25 protein-coding genes, 2 tRNA genes, 1 other RNA gene and 4 pseudogenes are annotated in these 20,572 nt (G+C 56.9%); 19 read left to right on the top strand and 13 right to left on the bottom strand.

The annotated features are described in order from the left end of the window. Positions 1 to 203: 203 nt before the first annotated feature. A pseudogene (locus IPM21_10850) lies at positions 204 to 1,718 on the bottom strand (peptide chain release factor 3). A gap of 617 nt (positions 1,719 to 2,335) precedes the next feature. Here IPM21_10850 and IPM21_10845 point away from each other — a divergent pair. Continuing rightward, the gene (locus IPM21_10845; protein ID MBK9164382.1) at positions 2,336 to 3,901 is read left to right on the top strand and encodes a YifB family Mg chelatase-like AAA ATPase; all 1,566 of its coding nucleotides are present in this window, start codon (positions 2,336 to 2,338) and stop codon (positions 3,899 to 3,901) included. A 29-nt stretch (positions 3,902 to 3,930) separates the two neighbouring features. Here the strand turns inward: IPM21_10845 and IPM21_10840 are convergent, their stop codons facing one another. Beyond that, positions 3,931 to 4,320: a hypothetical protein gene (locus tag IPM21_10840; GenBank protein ID MBK9164381.1), complete on the bottom strand. Its 390-nt coding sequence runs from the start codon at positions 4,318 to 4,320 to the stop codon at positions 3,931 to 3,933. Continuing rightward, positions 4,212 to 4,541 (bottom strand): Holliday junction branch migration protein RuvA, encoded by a 330-nt coding sequence (locus IPM21_10835; GenBank protein MBK9164380.1) that lies wholly within the window; start codon positions 4,539 to 4,541, stop codon positions 4,212 to 4,214. The genes IPM21_10840 and IPM21_10835 overlap by 109 nt, the downstream gene beginning before the upstream one ends. 265 nt (positions 4,542 to 4,806) lie before the next feature. Here IPM21_10835 and IPM21_10830 point away from each other — a divergent pair, with 265 nt between their 5' ends. The 7 genes from IPM21_10830 (at position 4,807) to IPM21_10800 (ending at position 7,272) form a co-directional block, all read left to right on the top strand. After that, complete coding sequence (locus IPM21_10830; protein ID MBK9164379.1) at positions 4,807 to 5,142, top strand: hypothetical protein; 336 nt, start codon at positions 4,807 to 4,809, stop codon at positions 5,140 to 5,142. 72 nt (positions 5,143 to 5,214) lie between these two features. Then, entirely contained in the window at positions 5,215 to 5,556 is a 342-nt protein-coding gene (locus IPM21_10825; GenBank protein ID MBK9164378.1) for a class II aldolase/adducin family protein, read from the top strand. A gap of 111 nt (positions 5,557 to 5,667) precedes the next feature. Next, complete coding sequence (locus IPM21_10820) at positions 5,668 to 6,063, top strand: class II aldolase/adducin family protein (GenBank protein ID MBK9164377.1); 396 nt, start codon at positions 5,668 to 5,670, stop codon at positions 6,061 to 6,063. Positions 6,064 to 6,067: 4 nt separating this feature from the next. Next, the gene (gene eutM / locus IPM21_10815; GenBank protein ID MBK9164376.1) at positions 6,068 to 6,346 is read left to right on the top strand and encodes an ethanolamine utilization microcompartment protein EutM; all 279 of its coding nucleotides are present in this window, start codon (positions 6,068 to 6,070) and stop codon (positions 6,344 to 6,346) included. 73 nt (positions 6,347 to 6,419) lie between these two features. Beyond that, complete coding sequence (locus tag IPM21_10810) at positions 6,420 to 6,704, top strand: EutN/CcmL family microcompartment protein (GenBank protein MBK9164375.1); 285 nt, start codon at positions 6,420 to 6,422, stop codon at positions 6,702 to 6,704. Further along, a complete protein-coding gene (locus IPM21_10805; protein ID MBK9164374.1) occupies positions 6,704 to 6,982 on the top strand; it encodes a EutN/CcmL family microcompartment protein in 279 nt (92 codons plus the stop codon). Before IPM21_10810 ends, IPM21_10805 begins: the two co-directional genes overlap by 1 nt. Positions 6,983 to 6,996: 14 nt before the next feature. Continuing rightward, a complete protein-coding gene (locus tag IPM21_10800; GenBank protein ID MBK9164373.1) occupies positions 6,997 to 7,272 on the top strand; it encodes a EutN/CcmL family microcompartment protein in 276 nt (91 codons plus the stop codon). Positions 7,273 to 7,487: 215 nt separating this feature from the next. Here the strand turns inward: IPM21_10800 and IPM21_10795 are convergent, their stop codons facing one another. The 10 genes and pseudogenes from IPM21_10795 to IPM21_10750 all read right to left on the bottom strand — a co-directional run bounded on the left by IPM21_10795 (position 7,488) and on the right by IPM21_10750 (position 14,024). Further along, positions 7,488 to 8,138, bottom strand: a complete 651-nt coding sequence (locus tag IPM21_10795; protein ID MBK9164372.1) for a LemA family protein — start codon at positions 8,136 to 8,138, stop codon at positions 7,488 to 7,490. 28 nt (positions 8,139 to 8,166) lie between these two features. Next, positions 8,167 to 8,886, bottom strand: coding sequence for a hypothetical protein (locus tag IPM21_10790; protein MBK9164371.1), 720 nt, complete (start codon positions 8,884 to 8,886; stop codon positions 8,167 to 8,169). Positions 8,887 to 8,897: 11 nt separating this feature from the next. Beyond that, complete coding sequence (locus IPM21_10785) at positions 8,898 to 9,767, bottom strand: TPM domain-containing protein (protein ID MBK9164370.1); 870 nt, start codon at positions 9,765 to 9,767, stop codon at positions 8,898 to 8,900. A 55-nt stretch (positions 9,768 to 9,822) separates the two neighbouring features. Further along, positions 9,823 to 11,619 (bottom strand): DNA polymerase III subunit gamma/tau, encoded by a 1,797-nt coding sequence (gene dnaX / locus IPM21_10780; GenBank protein MBK9164369.1) that lies wholly within the window; start codon positions 11,617 to 11,619, stop codon positions 9,823 to 9,825. 106 nt (positions 11,620 to 11,725) lie between these two features. Beyond that, positions 11,726 to 11,824, bottom strand: an RNA gene (gene ffs, locus IPM21_10775) — signal recognition particle sRNA small type. An 87-nt stretch (positions 11,825 to 11,911) separates the two neighbouring features. After that, positions 11,912 to 12,246 (bottom strand): annotated as a pseudogene (locus IPM21_10770) (four helix bundle protein). 112 nt (positions 12,247 to 12,358) lie between these two features. Continuing rightward, positions 12,359 to 12,450: transfer RNA gene (locus IPM21_10765), tRNA-Ser, on the bottom strand. 40 nt (positions 12,451 to 12,490) lie between these two features. Then, positions 12,491 to 13,297, bottom strand: coding sequence for an aquaporin Z (gene aqpZ / locus IPM21_10760; GenBank protein MBK9164368.1), 807 nt, complete (start codon positions 13,295 to 13,297; stop codon positions 12,491 to 12,493). A gap of 159 nt (positions 13,298 to 13,456) precedes the next feature. Next, a tRNA-Ser gene (locus IPM21_10755) sits at positions 13,457 to 13,546 on the bottom strand. Positions 13,547 to 13,583: 37 nt separating this feature from the next. Next, a complete protein-coding gene (locus IPM21_10750; GenBank protein ID MBK9164367.1) occupies positions 13,584 to 14,024 on the bottom strand; it encodes a nucleoside deaminase in 441 nt (146 codons plus the stop codon). A 3-nt stretch (positions 14,025 to 14,027) separates the two neighbouring features. On the opposite strand from IPM21_10750, the gene IPM21_10745 reads away from it, so the two are divergent. From IPM21_10745 to IPM21_10695, 11 genes and pseudogenes are all read left to right on the top strand, one after another. Beyond that, complete coding sequence (locus tag IPM21_10745; GenBank protein MBK9164366.1) at positions 14,028 to 14,873, top strand: DUF2270 domain-containing protein; 846 nt, start codon at positions 14,028 to 14,030, stop codon at positions 14,871 to 14,873. A 239-nt stretch (positions 14,874 to 15,112) separates the two neighbouring features. Continuing rightward, positions 15,113 to 15,790 (top strand): esterase family protein, encoded by a 678-nt coding sequence (locus IPM21_10740; protein ID MBK9164365.1) that lies wholly within the window; start codon positions 15,113 to 15,115, stop codon positions 15,788 to 15,790. Continuing rightward, the gene (locus IPM21_10735; GenBank protein MBK9164364.1) at positions 15,787 to 15,930 is read left to right on the top strand and encodes a hypothetical protein; all 144 of its coding nucleotides are present in this window, start codon (positions 15,787 to 15,789) and stop codon (positions 15,928 to 15,930) included. Before IPM21_10740 ends, IPM21_10735 begins: the two co-directional genes overlap by 4 nt. A 141-nt stretch (positions 15,931 to 16,071) precedes the next feature. Continuing rightward, positions 16,072 to 16,242: a hypothetical protein gene (locus IPM21_10730; GenBank protein MBK9164363.1), complete on the top strand. Its 171-nt coding sequence runs from the start codon at positions 16,072 to 16,074 to the stop codon at positions 16,240 to 16,242. A 9-nt stretch (positions 16,243 to 16,251) separates the two neighbouring features. Continuing rightward, the gene (locus IPM21_10725; protein MBK9164362.1) at positions 16,252 to 17,016 is read left to right on the top strand and encodes an inositol monophosphatase; all 765 of its coding nucleotides are present in this window, start codon (positions 16,252 to 16,254) and stop codon (positions 17,014 to 17,016) included. Positions 17,017 to 17,128: 112 nt separating this feature from the next. Then, on the top strand, positions 17,129 to 17,995 hold the full coding sequence (locus tag IPM21_10720) for an acetyl-CoA carboxylase carboxyltransferase subunit beta (protein ID MBK9164361.1): 867 nt from the start codon (positions 17,129 to 17,131) through the stop codon (positions 17,993 to 17,995). A gap of 7 nt (positions 17,996 to 18,002) precedes the next feature. After that, positions 18,003 to 18,449, top strand: a pseudogene (locus tag IPM21_10715) (DUF1572 family protein). 117 nt (positions 18,450 to 18,566) lie between these two features. Continuing rightward, positions 18,567 to 18,779: a hypothetical protein gene (locus tag IPM21_10710; protein ID MBK9164360.1), complete on the top strand. Its 213-nt coding sequence runs from the start codon at positions 18,567 to 18,569 to the stop codon at positions 18,777 to 18,779. Then, a complete protein-coding gene (locus IPM21_10705) occupies positions 18,763 to 19,113 on the top strand; it encodes a hypothetical protein (GenBank protein ID MBK9164359.1) in 351 nt (116 codons plus the stop codon). Before IPM21_10710 ends, IPM21_10705 begins: the two co-directional genes overlap by 17 nt. Positions 19,114 to 19,129: 16 nt before the next feature. Beyond that, positions 19,130 to 19,369 carry a hypothetical protein gene (locus IPM21_10700; protein ID MBK9164358.1) on the top strand — a complete coding sequence of 80 codons (240 nt, stop codon included), beginning with the start codon at positions 19,130 to 19,132 and terminating at the stop codon, positions 19,367 to 19,369. Between the two features lie 444 nt (positions 19,370 to 19,813). Beyond that, positions 19,814 to 20,572, top strand: a pseudogene (locus IPM21_10695) (2,3-bisphosphoglycerate-dependent phosphoglycerate mutase).

Genomic DNA, 20,572 nt, shown 5'->3' with positions numbered 1-20,572 from the left:
CGCCGCCGTGGTTTAGTTTAACAAACCGGATGGCTAATTTCGATATCTAATCGGGACTGCAATGAGTCTAGTCCACCATTTAGCGATCACGAGGCAGGCTCCATCGGCTGGTCGGTCAGCGCGAGTTTGAGTGCGGATGGTCTTTCTCGATCTGCTGCAGGTGCCAACGGCTGCGAAAGGGACACCGGCCGATCGTTTTGATCCTATGTAAGGTCGGTTTCGGAAAGGCCGTCCACTGCGAGCAGGTCGTTCCAATCGACATTCACCCATCGGGCTGCGACGAAAGAAAGGCGGTCGAGCCGCGTTTCGACGCCGTACTCGGTCGGAGTCGATACTGAGCGACCTCGAACTGAAGCTCGCCGGCCGCGGCAAGCACCGGTTCCTGCGAGGATCCGCCGTGATAGGGCTGCAGGATCTGGATCGCCTTTCCTCTTGCAACTGGGCAACGCCCTTCACAAATTTCTTGGCAAGCGATGAATTAGTATTCTGAACTTGGCAAAAGCTCCGGCGAGAACGAAGGAATCGGCGGAAAGACGACCCGCGGCCCGGTATAGGGTATCGCCGATGGTGAAAGCCGGGATTGCTAAGGCCGATGACGTCGCCGGCGAAGGCCTCTTCGAGCGATTCGCGGTCGCGGGCGAAGACCTTTGCGGCCGCGTAATCCGCACCTTCTTGCCCGTCACGCATTCGTCACATTCATGTCCTTTTCAAACTGGCCCGAACAAGCGCGGACGAATGCCAGAGTGTCGCGGTGTCGCGGGTCCATATTCGCCTGCGGCTTGAAGACAAAGCCGGTGAATTCCGGGTACGTGGGTTCGATCAAGCCCAAATTGCTCTTATGAAGCGCCCGGCAGTGCGGACCTGTCGAGAAAGGCATCGAGGAATGGCTCGACACCGAAATTCGTCATCGCACTCCCGAAAAAGACCGGAGACTTCTGGCCGCTGAGGATAAGTTCGCGGTCGAGTGATGAACCCGCACCGTCAAGTAACTCAAGCTCATCTCGCAACTGTTGAAGCTCTTTCTCATCGATGAACGTCGTGAGCCGCGGATCATCGAGGGCGATGATCGTTTCCTCGGCTTGTTTCCGGCCGCGCGGATTGCGGTCGTAGAGATGAACGTTTCCGGTCATCCGGTTGTAGATCCCGCGAAAGGTGTCGCCATCGCCGATCGGCCAGGTCACAGCGAACACCTTCAGGCCGAGCTCCATCTCGATCTCATCGATCAGTTCCATCGGATGCCGAGCCGGGCGGTCGAGCTTGTTGATGAAGGTGAAGATCGGGATATCGCGGAGCCGACAAACCTCAAAGAGCTTGCGGGTCTGCGTCTCGAGCCCCTTTCCGGCGTCCACAAGCATCACCGCATTGTCGGCGGCGGCCAGCGTCCGGTAGGTGTCTTCACTGAAATCGTGGTGGCCGGGTGTGTCGAGCAGATTCAGGTGAAAGCCGTCGTACTCAAACTGCAAAACGGTGGATGTGATGGAGATACCGCGTTGCCGCTCAAGTTCCATCCAATCGGATGTGGCGGCTCGTTCGGCACGGCGGTTCTTTACCGCACCCGCTTCGCGGATCGCACCGCCGTAAAGCAAGAGCTTTTCGGTCAGCGTGGTCTTACCGGCATCGGGGTGCGAGATGATCGCAAACGTTCGCCGCCCTCGCTGAGCGGGCGTTTTGCGTTCGGCCGACGGGTCGGCTTTTTGTTCAATGGATGTTCCGAGCATGTATCAAATAAAAACAGGTCGCAAAAACAGGAAAAAAGGCGGCCAACGGGCGGCGTCTTCAAGCGGCGGGATTTCGGGATTATCTCACATCGGAATTGCCTTAGAGCAGATAACTTCAAGATAGGCCGCCGGATCGCTTTCGTCAAGACCTCTCGCCAAAGTGAACCCGCGTGGACGTTGCGAGATCCTTCGTTCCGAACTTGTAAGAAATCCTTACAAGTTGCCGCTTCGTCCAGTTCGCCTTCCGCATAAACATTGCGGAGGTGCATCGTTATGTTCTGCGGCGTGACCTGAAATAGCTCCGCCATGGCTGCCTGGGTCAGCCAAACGGTCTCGTCCTCGAGCCGCGTTTCGATCCGCGTCCGGCCGTCCTCGGTCTGGTAGATTATCAGCTCGCTATTGCTCATTTTCAGTTCCCGAACCTGCCCCGCACTCAAGATTATAGCTTTCCGTTCCGGGATTCCGCATTCCGAACTCCGCCTTCCGCATTTAGATGAGCCCTCCCTCACGGTCGGGCTACTGACACGGCAATTCCCCATTCACTTGATCCGCGTTTTTGGAATGGGCGTGGGTTGTTGTATTCTCTCGGTGCAAGTCTTTTCTCTCGTGATCCGTGTATGTTATTTGTTACAAAATCGGCCGCGGTTTATGGCATTGACGCGCTTGTGGTCGATATTGAGGTGAACCTGCGGCCGGCGAGCGGCGAGCAGGACCAGAACAACATAACGATCGTCGGGCTGCCGGATACGGCGGTGCGCGAATCTCGCGAGCGGATACGTGCGGCGGTCAACAATAGTGGTTTCTTTTTCCCATTTCTCAAGACCACGGTCAACCTCGCTCCGGCGGACGTCCGCAAAGAAGGTGCGAGCTTTGACCTGCCGATCGCGCTCGGGGTGCTAGGGGCAAATGCCGACCTCGGCGGCGGTGAGAGCCTCACGGATACGCTGAGCGTCGGCGAGCTTTCGCTTGATGGGCGAGTGCGGCCGGTCCGGGGAGCGCTCTCGATCGCCCTCACCGCCCGCGAACAGGGCTTTGCCAACCTGCTCGTCCCGGAAGAGAACGCCAAGGAGGCGGCGGTCGTCCGCGGTGTGAATGTCTTTCCGGTGCGGAGCCTGAAAGAGGCGGCCTCGCTCGCCGCGGAGCTCATCGCCGGCCAGCCGACCCGCATTCCGCCGCTTGTGCTCAGCGAGGACGAGCTCCGCAGCAACGCCGACGCCTATCGTGCCGATTTCGCCGAGGTCCGCGGCCAGCAAACGGCCAAGCGTGCGCTTGAGGTCGCCTCGGCCGGTGGCCATAACATACTCTTCGTTGGCCCGCCGGGCTCGGGCAAAACGATGCTCGCCAAGCGGCTCCCGACCATCCTCCCGCCGCTCGAATTTGAGGAGGCGCTCGAGATAACGAAGATCCACTCGGTCGCCGGGCTTACCGGCCGGAGCGGGCTCGTCACTGAGCGGCCGTTCAAGTCGCCGCACCACACCGTCTCGCAGGCGGGGCTGATCGGCGGCGGCTCGATGCCAAAGCCCGGCGAGGTCTCGCTCGCACATCTCGGCGTGCTTTTTCTCGACGAGCTGCCGGAGTTTGACCGCGGCGTGCTTGAGGTCCTGCGGCAGCCGATGGAGGACAAACAGGTCACCATCTCGCGGGCCGCTTCGTCGCTGACCTTTCCGGCAAATTTCACGCTCGTTGCCTCGATGAACCCGTGTCCGTGCGGCTACTTCGGCTCGGGCCGCGAGTGCAAGTGCTCGCCGATGCAGATCCAGCGTTACGTCGGCAAGATCTCCGGCCCGCTGATGGACCGCATCGACATCCACGTCGACGTGCCGGCCGTAAAATTTACCGAGCTCCGCGGCCGCTCCAACGGCACCGCCGAGCCCTCCACCGACATCCGCGAACGCGTTATCGAAGCCCGCGGCCGCCAGCTCGAACGCTTTCGCGGCGAGGGCATCTTCTCCAATTCCGCAATGTCGCCCGGCCAGATCCGCAAGTTCTGCGCCCTTGATGCCGCCGGCGAAACCCTGCTCGAACGGGCGATGACACGCCAGGGCCTCTCCGCCCGCGGCCACGACCGCATCCTCAAGGTCGCCCGCACCATCGCCGACCTCGCCGCCGCCGACGCTATCGGCCCCGAACACCTCTCCGAAGCGATCAACTACCGCTCCCTCGACCGCGACTATTGGAGCTAGGCCGGCGCTACGAGGTGCGCTCCTTTCGATCATTTAGCTAGGCGTTGGAGGGCGGCTCGGAGGAGTTTTTGGACGTTGAGCTCGGCGCCGTCCTCGAGGGCTTGCTGCAGGGCCTTTTCGGCGGCGTTCTTTTGGTAGCCGAGGTTGACGAGGGCGGAAAGCGCATCATCGACGACGGCGTCGCTTTCAAGCCCGGCGGAAGTTTGAGTGCCGGAACCGGCGGCAGAGCTAACGGCGATCTCGCCGACCTTGTCGCGGAGTTCGACGATCAGCCGCTCGGCGGTCTTGCGGCCGACGCCGGGGATCGAGGTCAGCCGCTCGATCTTTCCGGCACGGATGGCAGCGATGATCTCGTCGGCGCCATTCCGGAGAGCATCGTGATGCCGCTTTTCGCCCCGAAGCCCTGAACCGCGATCAATTTCAGAAAAAGCTCGCGTTCGCGCTCGGTGCGAAAGCCGTAAAGCTGGATCGCGTCCTCGCGGACGAGCGTGTAAATACGGAGCTGGACATCGCCACCCGGTTCGCCGAGTTCGTAAAAGGTCGAGAGCGGTATCGCGACATCGTAGCCGACGCCCCCAACGTCAATAACGACCGACGCCGGATGCTTTTCGAGGATCTTTCCCGAAAGAAATGCGATCATAGATTGTTAACGAGACGAAAAACTGCGTCGAGCCTGCCCAAAAATAGTAAGGGATTGCGGCCCGGTTGGCAAAAGAGGGCATCGGGCCGAAAAAAATCTCGTCATTTTAGCCGAACCCGGAATATAAACCTTCACATCGAGGCATAAAACCTTTAGAATGGAATTTGGCAGCGGCCACCGGGCCTTTTTCCCCGCGTTTCTCCGGCAAGGTGAAACCGTTCCCGGCGAACCGACGTATTCATTCTTGAGGTAGTTGAGGTGTAGTATGCAATTTCTTTCCGTAATCAAACGCGTCATTCCCTTCGTTTTTGCTGTGACCATCGGTGTGCTGATCGCAAGCATCTTCGTACCGCTTTCATCGCCGACCGAATCTTTTAAGAGCTCCTTTAAGAACCGGCATGACTGTAAACGCTTCAAACGCGAAATGCGTGGGCTTCGTCGCGAGAACGTTCGGCTTACAATGGAGAACGAGGAACTGCGAATGACGGTCGAGCGGCTGAACAATATGGCGTCCGAAATTACTGTCACGCCGCCGATGCCGCCGGCCCCCCCGGCTCCTCCGGTTTACGATGGCCGCGTTACTTTCGAACGCGTCCGGTAAATATTCGTACAAGTTTCGATCCACAGGTTAACGCGACCGCGGTGTTGTGTTAATCTGTGGATTCTTGTTTATATGGACGAATCATCGGCCAGAAAATTGATCATCGAGATCGGCAAGCTGCTCTATGAACGGAGCTATGTCGTCTCATCGGACGGCAATGTCAGCATCCGGCTTGACGAGAACACCGTGCTCGCAACGCCGACGATGACCTGCAAAGGCCGTATGACGGAAGATAGCCTTGCCCTGACGGACATGGACGGCAAGCCGCTTTCTGATAAGCGTGCGTCGTCGGAGCTCGCGATGCATTTGCTGATCTACAAGATGCGGCCGGATGTAAAGGCCGTCTGTCACGCACATCCGCCGCACGGGACGGCGTTTGCGGTCGCCGGTTTGGCCATCGATAAACCAATTTAAGCGAGGTTATTCTGACGCTCGGCTGCGTACCGCTAACCGATTACGGAACGCCATCCACGAATGAGCTGACCGAGGCGATGAAGCCGTTTGTTGCCCATCACAACGCTATTGATGGCGAATCACGGCGCGGTCGCATATGGCGACGACCTATGGCAGGCGTTTGACCGGCTCGAGACGCTCGAGCACACGGCCCGCATTGCAATTCTCGCGAAAGCACTCGGCGGTGCCAACGATCTGCCGAAAGACGCCATCGAAAAGCTCATAAATATAAGAGAAAAAGCGGGTTACCTGAAAGAAAACGCCCGCTGCCAGGCGTGCGGATATCTGCACGAAGCGAATATCACATGCGAGCTTGATATAAACTATCCGGCCGCGAATAAGGCAAACGGGCAGAAGATCTCGCTCTCAAGAGAAGAGTTGATCGAGCTTTTGAGCCAGGCGGCGAATTTAGGGTTAAACTTACGGTTCAGTCGGACTACTGTCCCTTTGCAAATCAGGAGAAAATAACTAAATGCAGGAAGCATTAGGAATGGTCGAGACGAAAGGTCTCGTTGCGACGATCGAAGCGGCGGACGCCATGGTTAAGGCGGCGAATGTGCAGCTGGTCGGTTATGAAAAGATCGGGGCCGGGTTCGTTACTGCCATCGTCCGCGGCGACGTTGCTGCGGTAAAGGCCGCGACGGATGCCGGAGCCGCGGCCGCTCGGCGCGTAGGCGAGCTTATCAGCGTCCACGTGATCCCCCGCCCGCACTCGAGCGTGGATGAAGCCTTGCCGGTAGTTCTTAAATAGTGGTAAGTGGTCAGTGGCCGGTTGTCAGAACTTCTGACGCTGAACACTGACCACCGATCACTGGCCACTGTACATGATTATTGGACGCATCTTAGGGACGGTCGTTTCGACCCAGAAGGACGCACGGCTCCACGGAAAGAAGCTGCTCATCGTCAAGCCCGTCAATCTCGACGGCTCTGACCAGAGCGGCTATGTTGTTGCTGTCGATACGGTCGGGGCAGGGTTTCACGAAAAGGTGATCGTCGTCGGCGGGTCGTCCGCCCGGATGGCCGAAGGGAACAAGGATTGCCCGGTCGATTCGGCGATAATCGGCGTGATCGACACCATCGATCTTACCGCTGCAGACCGATCGAAATAATGCAGATCGCTCGGGTTATCGGAACGGTCGTCTCGACCGTTAAAAATGCGACGCTCGACGGGCGGAAGTTCCTCATTGTCCAGACCCTGGACGCCGACCTCAAAGATAAAGGCAAGCCGATGATCGCTCTTGACGCCGTCGGAGCAGGCGAAGGCGAGCTTGTCTTCTGGTGCCGCGGTAAAGAGGCATCTTTCCCCTTCAAACGCGACGAAACGCCGACCGATTGTACGATAGTCGGAATAATCGATTCAGATTCGCATGTTTTGAATCGGGGATAGGTTTAAGTTTTACAATGCTTATCGCAAGGGTTATCGGCAATGTAGTAGCGACGCAAAAGAACCAACGCTACGAGGGTTCGCGGATAATGCTTTGCCGGCAGATCACACCCGAGGGCGAAGATATGGAATACACCTGCCTTGCTCTCGATTCGGTCGATTCCGGCGAAGGCGATATCGTCCTCATTGCCCAGGAAGGCTGGTCAGCCTCGACCGCCGCAACCGGCAAACCCGGTGCCGCTATCGATTCTGCGATCGTTGGTGTCGTTGATCGGGTCGATCTTACTGCGTAATGAAGCAACCTGATCTACAGTTACGCAACGAAGCTCGATTTCCGGATTCGGACATCCGCTCGGGCCATTCGAGTTTTGACCAATTTTCAATCGCCGAGGCGATCGCGGACCAGATATTCGAAGGTATTGGCGAAAGTAAGGCCTGTCAGTTCGAGCCGAACGACAGGCCTTGCGATCATTGTTCGATGTGCAGTTCCCGAGGATTTTGAACTGCTCTAGTTGTTAGCCGCCGGTGCAGGGTTTGCTGGTGCTTGTTGACGCCGGAGAGAGTTTGCGTCGCCGACCGTCGGGGCCTGCCGGGCACTTGGGTCCGCCTGGAAAAAGGGCTCCTCTTTGAACCCGAAAATGCCTGCCGTAATCACCGCCGGGAAAGAGTTGCGGGTCGTGTTGTAATCCGTGACAGCTTCATTGAAATCGATCCTGGCCGTGTTTATGCGGTTTTCAGTTCCCGAGAGCTCATCCTGAACCTTCATAAACGCATCGCTTGAACGAAGCTGAGGGTATTGTTCCTGAAGGCTCAGCAGGCGGCCGATCGTTCCGCCAAAGCTGTTGTTCGCTTCGATGACGGCCTGCCGCTGCTCGGGACTTTTGTCGCCTTCGACGCCCTGGCCGGGCTGCTGCTGTGCGTTAAGCAGACGCGACCGCGCTTCGGCGATCTGGCCGAAGACCTCTTGCTCCTGCACGCCGGCCATCTTAGCAGTTTCTACTAAGTTTGGGATAAGGTCGGCCCGCCGCTGCATCGAGCTCTCGACGTTTGCCCATTTGCCTTTTACGTTCTGCTGTTTCGCCGTCAGTTCGTTGTAGCTGCAGCCGCTAAGAAAAGTGGCCGAGAACACCGCTATTGTCAATAAGATCGCTCGTTTCATATTCGTTCTTCTTCCCCGGCAATCGCCGTTAGCCTTTTCCGATACTATCTATCGAGTTAATGGTCTTTTCGACCTGCAAAAGGTAGCGACCAAATAGATCGTCGGCCCCTTTTTCGTCCATCTCCAATGTGTGGTCATTTTCTCTTATTCTAAATAACAATTCAAAGACCTCGCTGTCCAGACCAAGCCTTGCGACCGCCCGGTCGACGATCCCGCGTTTCTTGTTTGGCGCTTTTTCGCCGAGCATTAGCAGTATCGCCCGGAAGAGTGCCGAAAAGCTGGTCAGGCTTTCGCCCATCAGCTTTTTGAGCCCTTCGGGAGACGCCGAGGCCGGAATATACTGACGCCGAAGCAGCAAGAGCTTGCTTCGGAGTTCGTATTCGATCTGGTGGCGAAGAAAATCGTCGTGGATCTCGAGGCCTTCGAGCACGTCAGAGCCGTAAAGCACCTTGTGGGCCATTTCCATTTGGTGAAACTCGATGGGGAAAACATCCGCGGCGTTCTTAAGCTCGGAGACCGTGAAATAGACCGGCACCGGATGGCCAAGCTTGTGCCATTCGCGGATGCAAGCGTGGGAACTGCGGAGCTCCTTCGGCGTTATCTCGTGCAGGGCGATGAGGATATTGTAATCGGACCGCGTCGGGATAAAATCTCCGGCCGCGGCCGAGCCGTAAAGAACAACCGAAGCGAGATTGCGGCCGTGGGTCGTCTTTAGGTCATCGATAAATGCTGAAAATTGATTCTGCATAATTGTTCCCGCTACCAATCGCCGCCGGCACCGCCGCCTCCGAAATCGCCGCCGCCGCCAAAGCCGCCCCAATCCGAGCCGCCACCTCCGCCCCAGTCCCAGGACGACGAACTGTCAGACGAGCTGCCGCCCGAGCCGCCGAGGATTATCCAGGGCAATGCTCCGCCGCCCCCGCCGAATCCACCGCCGCCCCAACGGTCGTTATCATCATCCGATCGGCCGCGTTTGTTGCGGTTTGACCAGGCCACAAGTATCAGAAAAAGCATGATAGCGAGACAGCAAAATATGCTGAAAAGCGGAGCCTCGCTTGGGCCTTCGTTATTCGGCAGCGTTGGTGTCAGCACCGAGCCGCTGCTGCGGGCCTCATAGGTGCGAATGTACATTTCGATCGTATCGGCGATGCCTTTCCCGTAGTTGCCTTTGCGAAACTCCGGCACAAGGTAACGACGCTGAAGATCGCCGACGAGACCATCAGGGAGTTCGTCCTCGAGGTCTTTGCTAACGTGGGTAAAGTATTTCCGGTCGTCAACCGCGATAAAGAGCAGTGCCGCAGGATTATCGTCCTGATCAAGCCCGATGCCCCATCCGCGTGCGACGGCGAGCGAATAATCGAAGATATCGCGTTCGCCGGTGGTCCGGACAACCGCGACGGAGATCTCAACTCCGGTCTTGTCGCGGAACTCGCGAAGCCGTGTTTCGACGTTGTTCTTATCTTCCGGGCTTAGGACGCCGGCGAAGTCGTTCACAAATCCGGTCGGTGCGGGAAGCGGCGAGCGATTGATCGAGAAAGGTTCGTCCTGGGCAACGGCCGGCAAAGCCACCGCGAGGTGGAAGATCAACAGAAGGAAAGCGGCGAACGGAGCTTGGCTTTTCAGTTTCATTCCTTACCGCTGATTGTCGCAAAATCACCGCATCGGCAAAGCTACTTCCGGCAATTCACTTGTCCGCTCGGCGGACGTCGACCAGCTCCGCCCGGAAAAGCTTCAGCACTTTTCGGACGTCGGGCCGGTTGCCGGCATATTCGAGAAGCACGTCGGGCGAAGCGTCTTCCGGCGGCGGTTCGGGCATCGTCAGGTCTTCTTCGGGTTCGGCGGGCGGGCGGGCGAAATCGGGTATGATCCGTTCGCTGTCGCGTACATAATTGCGATACGGAGCTGATGACGACCCGGCATGCGCCGCGGCAACGGCAGCGGGAACAATTTGTGCTTTCAGCTCCGGGCCGACGCTAAGAAAGACCATACTCTCGCCGGAACGGAGCACGGCTTCTTCGAACGCAGTATCAAGCGCCGGAGCTTCGAAATGCTCAAGCTCTTCGGCAGTTCGCGGTGGGATCTTTGATGGAAGATCGTCGGGGACGGCGAATTCGGCACGTTCCCGAACGGGCTCGATCGGCGTGGGTTCGGGATCGAAAGGCGGCTCGAAGGGCGGCTCTTCGGGATAAAACGGCGGTTCCTCGGGCGGCGGCTCGGCAAATCGAGCAGCCGGCTCAGAGTTCAGAGTTTTTTTTTCCGGGATCGGTGCTTTCGGGCTCGAAGTGTTGGCGGTCGCGGCACGCGGTTCAGAGGAGCCGAGCGAGGATTCGAGTTCCGCAAGCCTTTTCAGGAGCTCTTCGACGGGCGTTACGCGTTTCATCTCTGACAGCCGGACGAGCCCGAGCTCGAGCACGTAGCGGCTTTGGAGAGCTTCTTTAAGCCGGACCTCCGTTTCCGCAAGCGAATGGAAGATGCGGAAAAGGTCGGAGGCCGAGAACGCTTCGGCGATCTGCTTCATCTCGTCGGCGGGAAAAGCCGAGCCGTCGATGAACTCTTCCGAGCCCGAGACCTTGAGCACCGAAAGATCGCGGACAAAGCCCAATAGGTCTCGGCAGAAGTTGCGGAGGTCATGGCCGCCGGAGACGAGGTCATCGACCACACGAAGGATCGCGGCGGCATCATTCTCGGCGACGGCTTTGATGACGGCAGAGAGGTTATCCGAACCCGCGATGCCGAGAGCGGAAACCACATCTTCGCGGCCGATCTTTGCTCCGGAAAAGCTGATCACCTGGTCAAAATTCGACTGGGCGTCGCGCATTGAGCCCTCGCCTGAGCGAGCGATCTCGCGAAGTGCCTCGTCGGCAATGTCGATCTTTTCCGCGTCGGCGATCAGCCGAAGCCGCTCGAAGATCTTCTGCTGCGGAATGGTGCGGAAAATGAACTCCTGGCACCGCGAAGTGATCGTCTCCGGCACCTTGTGGTGCTCGGTCGTCGCCATGATGAAGACAACGTTTGGCGGCGGTTCCTCGAGCGTTTTGAGAAGAGCGTTGAATGCTTGCCGCGAGAGCTGATGGACCTCGTCGATAATGAAGATCTTGTAGCGGTCGCGCGCCGGGTTTACGGTGATATTCTCGAGGATCGTGTCGCGAATATCGTCGATGCCGGTGTGCGAAGCGGCGTCGATCTCAAGCACGTCGATCGAGCGGCTTTCGGAGATCTCAAGGCAGGAAACGCATATCTCGCCCGAGTCGGCGGAGCAGGGAATCGCGGTCGGGCCATCCGTCCGGCGGCAGTTCAATGCCTTGGCGAAGATGCGGGCCGAGGTTGTCTTGCCAACTCCGCGTGCACCCGAAAACAAATAGGCATGGTGGAGCCGGTCGTGCTCGATCGCGTTGCTGAGCGTACGAGTGATGTGCTCCTGGCCGGTGACTTCTTCGAAGTTTCGCGGCCTCCATTTTCGGGCGATTACCTGATAAGACATCGGTAGCTAAAGGATAAAGGATAAAGGATAAAGGATAAAGTGTCCCTCGCCCAAAAGGAGCATATTGCGAAAGAGCGAGAGCCGACAGCCGCACTGTATAGACGAATGGCCCCAGACTTAACCGCAACACAGGGTGAAAATGCTACCGTTGCTCGATTCCTCGCCTAGCGGAGTTCACACCACAGCCCTTGTGCGGAGCCTGGGACCAAAGAAAAGGATAAAGGATAAAGGATGAAGGATAAAGTCAGGAAGGGCGAATGTTGTCTCAGACGAATTCCTGATCATCGCATCTTCATTTTCTTCGAGATAGTAATAAATATCGCGATGAGTTCCAAGTTTCTTTCTGGAGCGGTGCTAGTTTCTGCAGATCAAAGATTTTCATCTCGACAAGTATTTCAAGCCAATAGCTGGTTTCTTCGAGCTCCTGAAGAGCCCTTGGATTTTACTTACGAAATCGGCGTCGGACTTCGAATACTGCGCTTCGCGGTAGTGAGCTCCGACGGATGTGCCCGAACGAAGGATCTGTTTTCCGAGTACCTGTGCCTCGGTAGTTCGCGGCAGCGACGAGTAAAGCCGTATGATCCGGACTGCGTAATCCTTGGTCCTAGTTTTAAGGTTGTTTTGCATAGGGAGCAATCAGTGCCTCTGGAAATTCGAACATGAAATGCAGAAAACGAAAAAAGGACGGGGATGGGAGTATTACCTTTATCCCTCATCCTTCATCCTTTCTCCTTTTGTATGGCGGAAAGGGTGGGATTCGAACCCACGGAACCCTTTTTGAGGTTCACTGCATTTCCAATGTAGCCAGTTCAACCGCTCCTGCACCTTTCCGCACAAACCTAAATTTTCAAACAAGCTGAAGATGGACTACTTATTTGCTGTGGTCATCATCATCTGAACGCGACGTTCCGGCATCTCCGCTCGAATCGCCATGTTCCGCCTTTACGGCTGCTGGTTCTTCGTCCTCTCCGGCAAGCCAAAGGTAGAAGAACCCGGCGATCGTGGCGCCGAGGACCGGTGCTACCCAGAACATCCAGAGCTGTTCGACCGCCCAGCTTCCGCCCTGAAAGGCGACTATCAACGCCGGTCCGGTGCTTCGGGCCGGATTGACCGAAGTGTTGGTTACCGGGATCGTGATCAGGTGAATGAGCGTCAGGCAAAGCCCGATGGCGAGCGGGGCGAAGCCTTTCGGTGCCCATTTGCTCGTTGCCCCGAGGATAACGACGACGAAAAAGAACGTCATTACGACTTCGGAGACGAATGCCGCGTGGGCTGCATATCCGCCGGGCGAGCCGAGCGATCCGGCACCAAATCCGTTCGAGGCAAAGCCGCCGGCGACTGCCGAGAATCCATCTTTTCCGGTGGCGATGAGGAAAAGAATTCCTGCACCGGCTATTGCACCGAGAACCTGAGCGCCGATGTACGGCAAAAGCTCATTCGCCGGAAAACGCTTTCCGGCCCAAAGTCCGATCGAAACTGCCGGGTTAAAATGTGCTCCGGAGATGTGGCCAAGCGCATATGCACCGGTCAAAACCGTAAGGCCGAAGGCGAGCGAAACGCCGGCAAAACCGATCCCCGCATTCGGGTAGTTGGTCGCGAGCACCGCGCTTCCGCATCCACCCAGAACGAGCCAAAGAGTTCCGATGAACTCAGCAGCCAACCTCTTGCTAATAGGCATAACAATTTCCTCCAATTGAAATGTCAGTGAAAGTGATACTGCTGGGCCGAGTTCGAATGGTAAAGCAAGTTTTCAAATAGCCTGATCCTTAAACAGCGATCCGGCGATGACGAACCCGAAAGATATTACTGAACGCTTAAGAACCCTGAAAAAGATCTGTGGCGGAGAGGGTGGGATTCGAACCCACGGTACCCGTTAGGGTACAACGGTTTTCGAGACCGCCCGATTCAACCACTCTCGCACCTCTCCGCGAACTTCTAATAATACGTGTCGACGGGAAAAAATATCAAGCGGCAAGCCGTTTTTTCCGGAAAAATTCCTTCATTAGGGAACGGCATTCTTCGACCCGAACACCGGCCGCGATCTCAAGCCGATGATTGAGAAGCGGGCTGTCGCACACGCCGAAGTGCGTTACGACCGCTCCGTAGCGTTCGTCCGGTGCCCCGAAGACGAGCCGCCCGACGCGGGCATTGACCAAGGTTCCGGCACACATCACACACGGTTCGATGGTCGTATAAAGCGTCGTACCGGTAAGGCGATAGTTGCCGATCCGCTCGGCGGCAGCACGGATCGCGAGCACCTCGGCGTGCGCCGTCGGGTCGCTATCGGCGATTGTTCGGTTCGAGGCAGCGGCAAGCAGATCGCCCTCGGCGGAAACGACACATGCCCCGACCGGCACCTCGTCGAGCGAGGCGGCGATGCGTGCTTGTTCAAGAGCCAAATCCATCCAATGTTCGTCGCGTTCGGCCACGAGCGTGATTTTAGCGTCTTCTTGCCGCAAAAGCTTTCGCTATCCGAGTTCAACACGGCGATGGTCCACTTTTATCGCGGTGAGGTAGCGCGGTCCAATATCTGGCGAAATCGGCTCGACGCAACGACGAACTGGGCCGTTATCACCGCCGGTGCAACGCTTTCATTCGTATTCAGTTCGCCGGACAACCCGCATTTTGCGATCCCGATCAACACGATACTCGTCTCGATCTTTCTTTTTATGGAAGCGAGGCGTTACCGCTATTACGAAGTTTGGGCAAACCGCGTGCGGGTGCTTGAGACCGGTTATTTTGCCCCGATGCTTTCGCACCGAACGATACCGCCGGACAAAGAATGGGCCGACCATATCTCGGCGGACCTGCTTTCGCCGCACTTTACGATAAGCATCTGGGAAGCTCTCGGGCGAAGGCTGCGGGCAAACTATTTGTGGATATTTATCCTGCTTGCACTTTCATGGGCTCTGAAGGTCTATCTGCATCCGTCACCGATCCCATCGACGTCTCCGGCGGACCGCGAGCGGTTCTGGGATCTCTTTTTCGATCGGGCAATGGTGGGACTTGCACCTGGCTGGGTAGTGATAATGTTCGGAGCGTTGTTCAATTTCCTGATATTTTTCGTCGCGTTCAGCACGCTGCGGCTTCGCGACTCTTCGTCCGAGGTGCTGCCGCTTGAGAACTTTGAATGGCATCCGCTAAAGCAGGTTTCGGACTGGGCGGGCGGCCCATTCCGCGGCCGCGGCGGAACGCTTCGCCGCTCAAAGAAGGCTCGGCAGCGGATGCGGTCAATACATAAGACTGAGGGATAAACATGAACTGAAGTCGAAGATCAAACAAGTCCCTATTTCCGCCGCTCTGTTTGTGTTTCGGTCGATTTTGATGGGCTGACCGACTAGGCATTTTATCCAGTCGCCGACCGCGGCGCCGCTTCGCGGCAAACGTTTCCAGATCACGAAGCTTGACAGCAAGCTGATGGGACGGCAGATGCCGTATCGGGTGATCTGCCGACAAAGGGGCTGCGGCCGAGAAGGACAGGAAGTATCCGGTCATTTATCTGCTTCACGGGCTGACGGGACGATTCCGTAATTGGACAGACCTGACCAAGCTGCCGGCCTATGCCGAGGGGCATGAATTCATTATCGTCACGCCCGAAGGCGCCAACGGCTGGTACACGGACAGCCACACGAAGCCGGAAGAGAAATACGAAAGCTACATAATTAAGGAATTGATCCCTGAGGTTGAGAAGAAATATCGAGCCATAGGGACACGCAGCGGACGAGCCATAGCCGGGCTTTCAATGGGCGGGTACGGAGCGATCAAGTTTGGGTTAAAGTATCCGGAGATGTTCGCGCTTGCCGGCAGCTTTAGCGGAGCTCTGGGGGCGGCTTCGTTGAGCGGAGAAGGGCGGAGCACATCCTCGATCCGGTCGATCGCCGAGGTCTTCGGGCCGGCAGACAGCGAGACGCGAGCGGCGAACGACATATTCAAGATGGTCCGCGAGGCCACGCCGGAAAAGGTAAAGGCGATGCCATTTCTTTACGTTGACTGCGGCACGGAGGATTTTCTTTTTCAGAACAATCGCGATTTCGTGGCATTGCTCGCGGAAAAAAAGATCCCACACGAATATCGGCAGCTTCCGGGAGCACATAACTGGCCCTATTGGAATAAGCAGGTCCGCGAATTTTTGCAGGTGGCTGAGAATTTTGACCACAAAGTAAATATATGAAAACGAAACTAGCGATCTTTGCATTGGCGTTACTTTTGTTCGGAACTGCGGAGGCATTTGCCCAGCCGCGGACCGAGGTTCAGGACCGGGCCGCGGCCCGGCGGCTGCTGGTCGGCATATGTTCTCGCTCCAGTGGATAAGCTGGGACTATTTTGGGCGGGCGAACGTCACGCTTCGGAGCGGCCTTTATTCGATCAAAGGTGAGCAAAAGGGCCGCGGCAACACAGACTTTGTGACCATCATCGGTGAGATCGAGACGATAAAGGCCCGCGAATTCACGAATGAACGGAACGATCACGACTCAGGTCAGCCACATCAACAACGGCGAGCCGTGCGTCCGCGAGGGCACGTTCATATTTCGGGTCACGGGCACGAGGAAATATTGGCGCTTGCAGGAAATGCAGAACCCGTGCGATGGCGTGACCGACTACGTGGACATCTATTTCCGCTAAAGTATCTTTATGCTCAATTTTGCTATCGAAACCGCCCGGGATGCCGGGCGTGTTTTGCTTGAGAAGTTCGGACGGATAGAGAGCGTCACGAAAAAGGGCGACATCAATCTTGTTACCGAAGCCGATCTTGCGTCGGAGGCGTTGATCGTCGAACGGATCAAGTCGCATTTTCCGCGACACGCGATCCTGGCCGAGGAAGCCGGAAACGCGGTCGTCACCGGCGTTGACGGCGGGCACAAATGGATAATCGACCCGCTCGACGGAACGACGAACTATGCTCACGGCTATCCTTGTTTTTGCGTGACCATCGCGCTTGAACACGAAGGCGAGGTCGTGCTCGGTGTGACCTACGACCCGACCCGCGACGAGCTTTTCACAGCTGAAAAGGGCCGCGGAGCGACGCTCAACGGGAAGCCGATCCGGGTTTCGCGGACCGACGAGCTTGGGAATGCGTTGCTTGTTACCGGCTTCCCGTACGACATCAAGCACCGCGAGAAGTTTGCCCGGCACCTCACCGAGTTTTTACTGACATCGCGCGGAGTTCGCCGCGATGGTTCGGCGGCGATCGATCTCGCTTATGTTGCATGCGGAAGATTCGACGGGTTTTGGGAAGAAGGCCTGAACCCGTGGGACGTCGCCGCCGGAAAGCTGCTGATAGAGGAGGCCGGCGGGACGGTCAGCTACTACGACGGCTCGCCGTTCAGCATCTACACGCCGCCGATCGTCGCGAGCAATGGAACGATACACGAACAGATGCTAGCTGTGCTAAGGTGACCGAACATACGGTTGGATTTAGTGTTAATCTTTAGAGCTTATTTAGCCAAAAAGAGAAAGGCCGATGCCGCCGCAGGCGGTTGGGAATGGCCTGACGAGATCGTGAGAACTTATGGCCTGGTTTAGGCGAGACAAACCGAAGATCGACGCTGCACAGCCCGAGGAAGAGCGGACGGTTAACACGTCCGGGATCTTTATTAAATGCCCGGATTGCGAAAATCCGTTGTATAAGCGTGAGCTGATCGAGTCGCAGCAGGTCTGCACGCACTGCAGTCACCATTTTCGTTATTCGGCGATCGAGCGGTTGGACGCGCTGTTTGACGACGGCAAATATGAGCGGGTTGACGACGAGGTCACCTCGACCGACCCGCTCGGTTTTGTAGATACGAAGCCCTACAAGGACCGGATCGAGGCGGCAAAGGCGGCCTCGGGGTTGCCGGAAGCTATCATTTCGGGCAGCGGAAAGGTCGGCGGGCATCTTGTTTACGCGGCGGCGATGGATATGTCGTTCATTGGCGGGTCGATGGGCTCGGCGGTCGGCGAAAAGATCACGCGGCAGATCGAGCGGGCTCTCGAGAATAAAGGCGCGGTCATCATTTTCTCTGCCTCGGGCGGAGCGAGGATGCAGGAAGGCACGCTCTCGCTGATGCAGATGGGCAAGATCTCGGCGGCCCTTTCGCTGCTCGACAAGGCAGGACTGCCGTTCATTTCGGTGCTGACAGATCCGACAACCGGCGGGGTTACAGCGAGCTTTGCAATGCTTGGCGACGTAATAATCGCCGAACCCAAAGCCCTCATCGGCTTTGCCGGCCCGCGAGTCATCGAACAAACGATCCGACAAAAACTCCCAAAAGGCTTCCAACGCAGCGAATTCCTGCTAGAACACGGAATGGTCGATTTGGTAGTTGACCGCCGAGAAATGCGGACGGCGATCATTCGCCTGCTTGGTTTTATGATGAACGACCGCAAAGCTGCCTGATCCAAAGATGCTCCAAAACGTCCTGATCGAAATTTTTGAACGCGACCTCGCGAAACTCAAAGCTGAGGTCGAGGCCTACGCGAACGAAGGCGATCTATGGCGGGTCGAGGGCGAGATCGCTAACTCGGCGGGCAATCTTTGCCTGCATCTTGCAGGGAATCTGCGGCATTTTTTCGGGGCCGTGCTCGGCGGGACGGAATATGTTCGCGACCGCGATGCTGAGTTTGCTTCAAGGTTCGTCCCAGGGCGACGCTATTAGCGGAGGTCGATGCGGCCGCAGCCGACGTCAAAGCGGTTCTAGCAAAGATCACCGACGAGGACCTTCAGAAAACGTACCCGATCGAGGTCTTCGGCCATCCGATGTCGACCGAGTTCTTCCTGGTTCCTCGCAACGCACCTGAATTATCACCTCGGCCAGATCAATTATCATCGTCGCCTACTGGCAATCAAATAACACGAATTTTCAGGAGTCTGAAAAGTATCTGTACTCGCTCGGCAACGAGGTCGAGGCGATGAAGCTTGGGCTGGAGAATATCCGTACGTTATTGGCTGAGCTTGGAAATCCGAAGGCATGAAAAAGTATTTGAAGGTGCAGGTCGCGGGGACGAACGGTAAGGGGTCGGTCTGCGCTTTTCTTGATTCGATCTGCGTCCAAGCGGACATTCGGCGAGGGCTCTACACTTCACCGCATCTTGTCTCGATAACCGAACGGATCAAGATCGACGGGGCCGATATTAGCGAAGGCGATTTTGCACGGCTCGCTACCCATGTGCGAGACTTCTGAGCGGCTTTTCAGATGGACGGCTTGCGTATCGTCCGACGTTCTTGAACAGGTGACGGCGATCGCTTTGCTTGCTTTTGCTGAGGCTACGGTTGAACTCGCAATACTCGAAACCGGTCTCGGTGGCAGGCCCGATGCAACAACCCCCGCCAATGCAGAGATAGCTGCCATCACGCAGATCGACCTCGACCATCAGGAATACCTCGGCGATACGATCGAACAGATCGCGGCGGAAAAGGCGGCGATAATCCGCCAACAGACCGAAGCCGTGGTGATCGGCCGGCAATCGCCTGCGGTGATGAACGTTCTCCGAGGGCGTGATCGGAGAGGCACATAGTAGAGGTGTTTTTTTTGTGCGTGAGACAGCCGTGGTTTTGACGAAAGCACTTGGGATGCCCCTGCGATCTCTTACAAGTAACCTGAGCCTTCTCGGTGCTCACCAGGTCGCGAATGCCGAAGTCGCGATCCTCGTGGCGGATATATTGCGAAAGTATTTTCCGATCACCGATGAAAATATTCGCAAAGGGCTCAACACTGCGATCCATCCAGGGCGGCTTGAATACATCGACAATGTTTTGCTCGACGGAGCCTAAAACCTAGCCGGAGCTAGCGCTGGTAGCCTATCTCACGTATGTTGGGAAAAGCGGCCGCTCGCAATGATCTTCGGCGATGCGGGGCAAAGACGTTGCCGAGATCGCAGAGAGATCTTTGGCCGCGGGCTGAACGATTGATATTGACGCAACCTCGTAAATTCACGCGCGATGACCGGCGAGGAGCTTTTGGAGTTCGTGCCTGAGGGCTTTGACGCGGAAAAGATAGTCACAACGAACTCGGTTGAAGATGCCCTGGCGGCCGCGGGATCGACAGAGCTAATTTTTGGTTACCGGCCCGCTCTATCTTGTGGGTGAGGTTAGAAAATAGCTCTAAGCCGCTAGCCGAAGCTGTAAGCCAGGAGTTCCGATATGGGCTAAGAGTTTAAGGCTAAAAGCTTACGGCTTTTGAAAAATGTTTTCGGCTTAAGATTTGAGAATGCATAAATTAGTTCAATTCGTCACGGCGAGAGCCAGTGGAACAAGGAAAATCGGTTTACCGGTTGGAAGGACGTCGATCTTTCCGAGGAAGGAATTGCCGAGGCAAAGGCGGCGGGTGAATTGCTAACGGCCGAGAGGGGTTTACGTTCGCGATGAGGCATACACATTTGTGCTGAAGCGGGCGATCAGGACGCTTTGGCTGGTGCCTCGGCGAGATGGACCTGATGTGGATCCCGGAGACGAAGTCGTGGCTGCTCAATGAGCGGGCACTGGCGGCGGTTTGCAGGGGCTTGATAGGGCAAAGACCGTCGGCGCAGCCGGGCGATGAACAGGTGCTGATCTGGCGAAGGAGCTGCGACGTTCCGCCGCCGGAGTGACGAACCGTGATGAGCGATATCTCGGGAATGATCCTCGCTCCAGTGCGGGGGATCGAGAATTTTCCGAAGGCCGGAGTGTTAGCTGACACCGTCGAGTGTCCAGCCCTACTGGGAAAACGAGATCGGTCCAAAGGTGAAGGCAGGGAAGCGGCTGATCGTTGCGGCACACGGCAATAGCCTGCGGTTATTGGTAACGCATCTGACGGTATCTCGGACGGAGGAGATCGTGAACCTAAATATCCTGACCGGCGTGCCGCTTGTTTATGAACTCGATGGCGACCTGAAGCGGTTGAAGAAGCTACTACTTAGGCGACCAGGAAGCGATCCGGGCCGCACAAGAGGCCGTCGCCAAATCAGGGAAAAGCGAAATAGAAATTCAGTCGTTCGG

Source organism: Acidobacteriota bacterium (assembly GCA_016716435.1).
In the GTDB taxonomy this organism is placed as follows: domain Bacteria; phylum Acidobacteriota; class Blastocatellia; order Pyrinomonadales; family Pyrinomonadaceae; genus OLB17.
Note: the sequence above shows the minus strand (reverse complement) of the source record. Positions and strands in the feature narration are given on the sequence as shown.

Coding starts and splice junctions, on each gene's coding strand:
- IPM21_10800 (MBK9164373.1), top strand. CDS start 6,997: ATGCTTATCGCAAGGGTTATCGGCAATGTAGTAGCGACGCAAAAGAAC.
- aqpZ (MBK9164368.1), bottom strand. CDS start 13,297: ATGCCTATTAGCAAGAGGTTGGCTGCTGAGTTCATCGGAACTCTTTGG.
- IPM21_10805 (MBK9164374.1), top strand. CDS start 6,704: ATGCAGATCGCTCGGGTTATCGGAACGGTCGTCTCGACCGTTAAAAAT.
- IPM21_10810 (MBK9164375.1), top strand. CDS start 6,420: ATGATTATTGGACGCATCTTAGGGACGGTCGTTTCGACCCAGAAGGAC.
- dnaX (MBK9164369.1), bottom strand. CDS start 11,619: ATGTCTTATCAGGTAATCGCCCGAAAATGGAGGCCGCGAAACTTCGAA.
- IPM21_10710 (MBK9164360.1), top strand. CDS start 18,567: ATGAAAAAGTATTTGAAGGTGCAGGTCGCGGGGACGAACGGTAAGGGG.
- IPM21_10725 (MBK9164362.1), top strand. CDS start 16,252: ATGCTCAATTTTGCTATCGAAACCGCCCGGGATGCCGGGCGTGTTTTG.
- IPM21_10790 (MBK9164371.1), bottom strand. CDS start 8,886: ATGCAGAATCAATTTTCAGCATTTATCGATGACCTAAAGACGACCCAC.
- IPM21_10745 (MBK9164366.1), top strand. CDS start 14,028: ATGTTCGTCGCGTTCGGCCACGAGCGTGATTTTAGCGTCTTCTTGCCG.
- IPM21_10825 (MBK9164378.1), top strand. CDS start 5,215: ATGGACGAATCATCGGCCAGAAAATTGATCATCGAGATCGGCAAGCTG.
- IPM21_10705 (MBK9164359.1), top strand. CDS start 18,763: ATGTGCGAGACTTCTGAGCGGCTTTTCAGATGGACGGCTTGCGTATCG.
- IPM21_10735 (MBK9164364.1), top strand. CDS start 15,787: ATGAAAACGAAACTAGCGATCTTTGCATTGGCGTTACTTTTGTTCGGA.
- IPM21_10730 (MBK9164363.1), top strand. CDS start 16,072: ATGAACGGAACGATCACGACTCAGGTCAGCCACATCAACAACGGCGAG.
- IPM21_10845 (MBK9164382.1), top strand. CDS start 2,336: ATGTTATTTGTTACAAAATCGGCCGCGGTTTATGGCATTGACGCGCTT.
- IPM21_10750 (MBK9164367.1), bottom strand. CDS start 14,024: ATGGATTTGGCTCTTGAACAAGCACGCATCGCCGCCTCGCTCGACGAG.
- IPM21_10835 (MBK9164380.1), bottom strand. CDS start 4,541: ATGATCGCATTTCTTTCGGGAAAGATCCTCGAAAAGCATCCGGCGTCG.
- eutM (MBK9164376.1), top strand. CDS start 6,068: ATGCAGGAAGCATTAGGAATGGTCGAGACGAAAGGTCTCGTTGCGACG.
- IPM21_10785 (MBK9164370.1), bottom strand. CDS start 9,767: ATGAAACTGAAAAGCCAAGCTCCGTTCGCCGCTTTCCTTCTGTTGATC.
- IPM21_10795 (MBK9164372.1), bottom strand. CDS start 8,138: ATGAAACGAGCGATCTTATTGACAATAGCGGTGTTCTCGGCCACTTTT.
- IPM21_10720 (MBK9164361.1), top strand. CDS start 17,129: ATGGCCTGGTTTAGGCGAGACAAACCGAAGATCGACGCTGCACAGCCC.
- IPM21_10830 (MBK9164379.1), top strand. CDS start 4,807: ATGCAATTTCTTTCCGTAATCAAACGCGTCATTCCCTTCGTTTTTGCT.
- IPM21_10820 (MBK9164377.1), top strand. CDS start 5,668: ATGGCGAATCACGGCGCGGTCGCATATGGCGACGACCTATGGCAGGCG.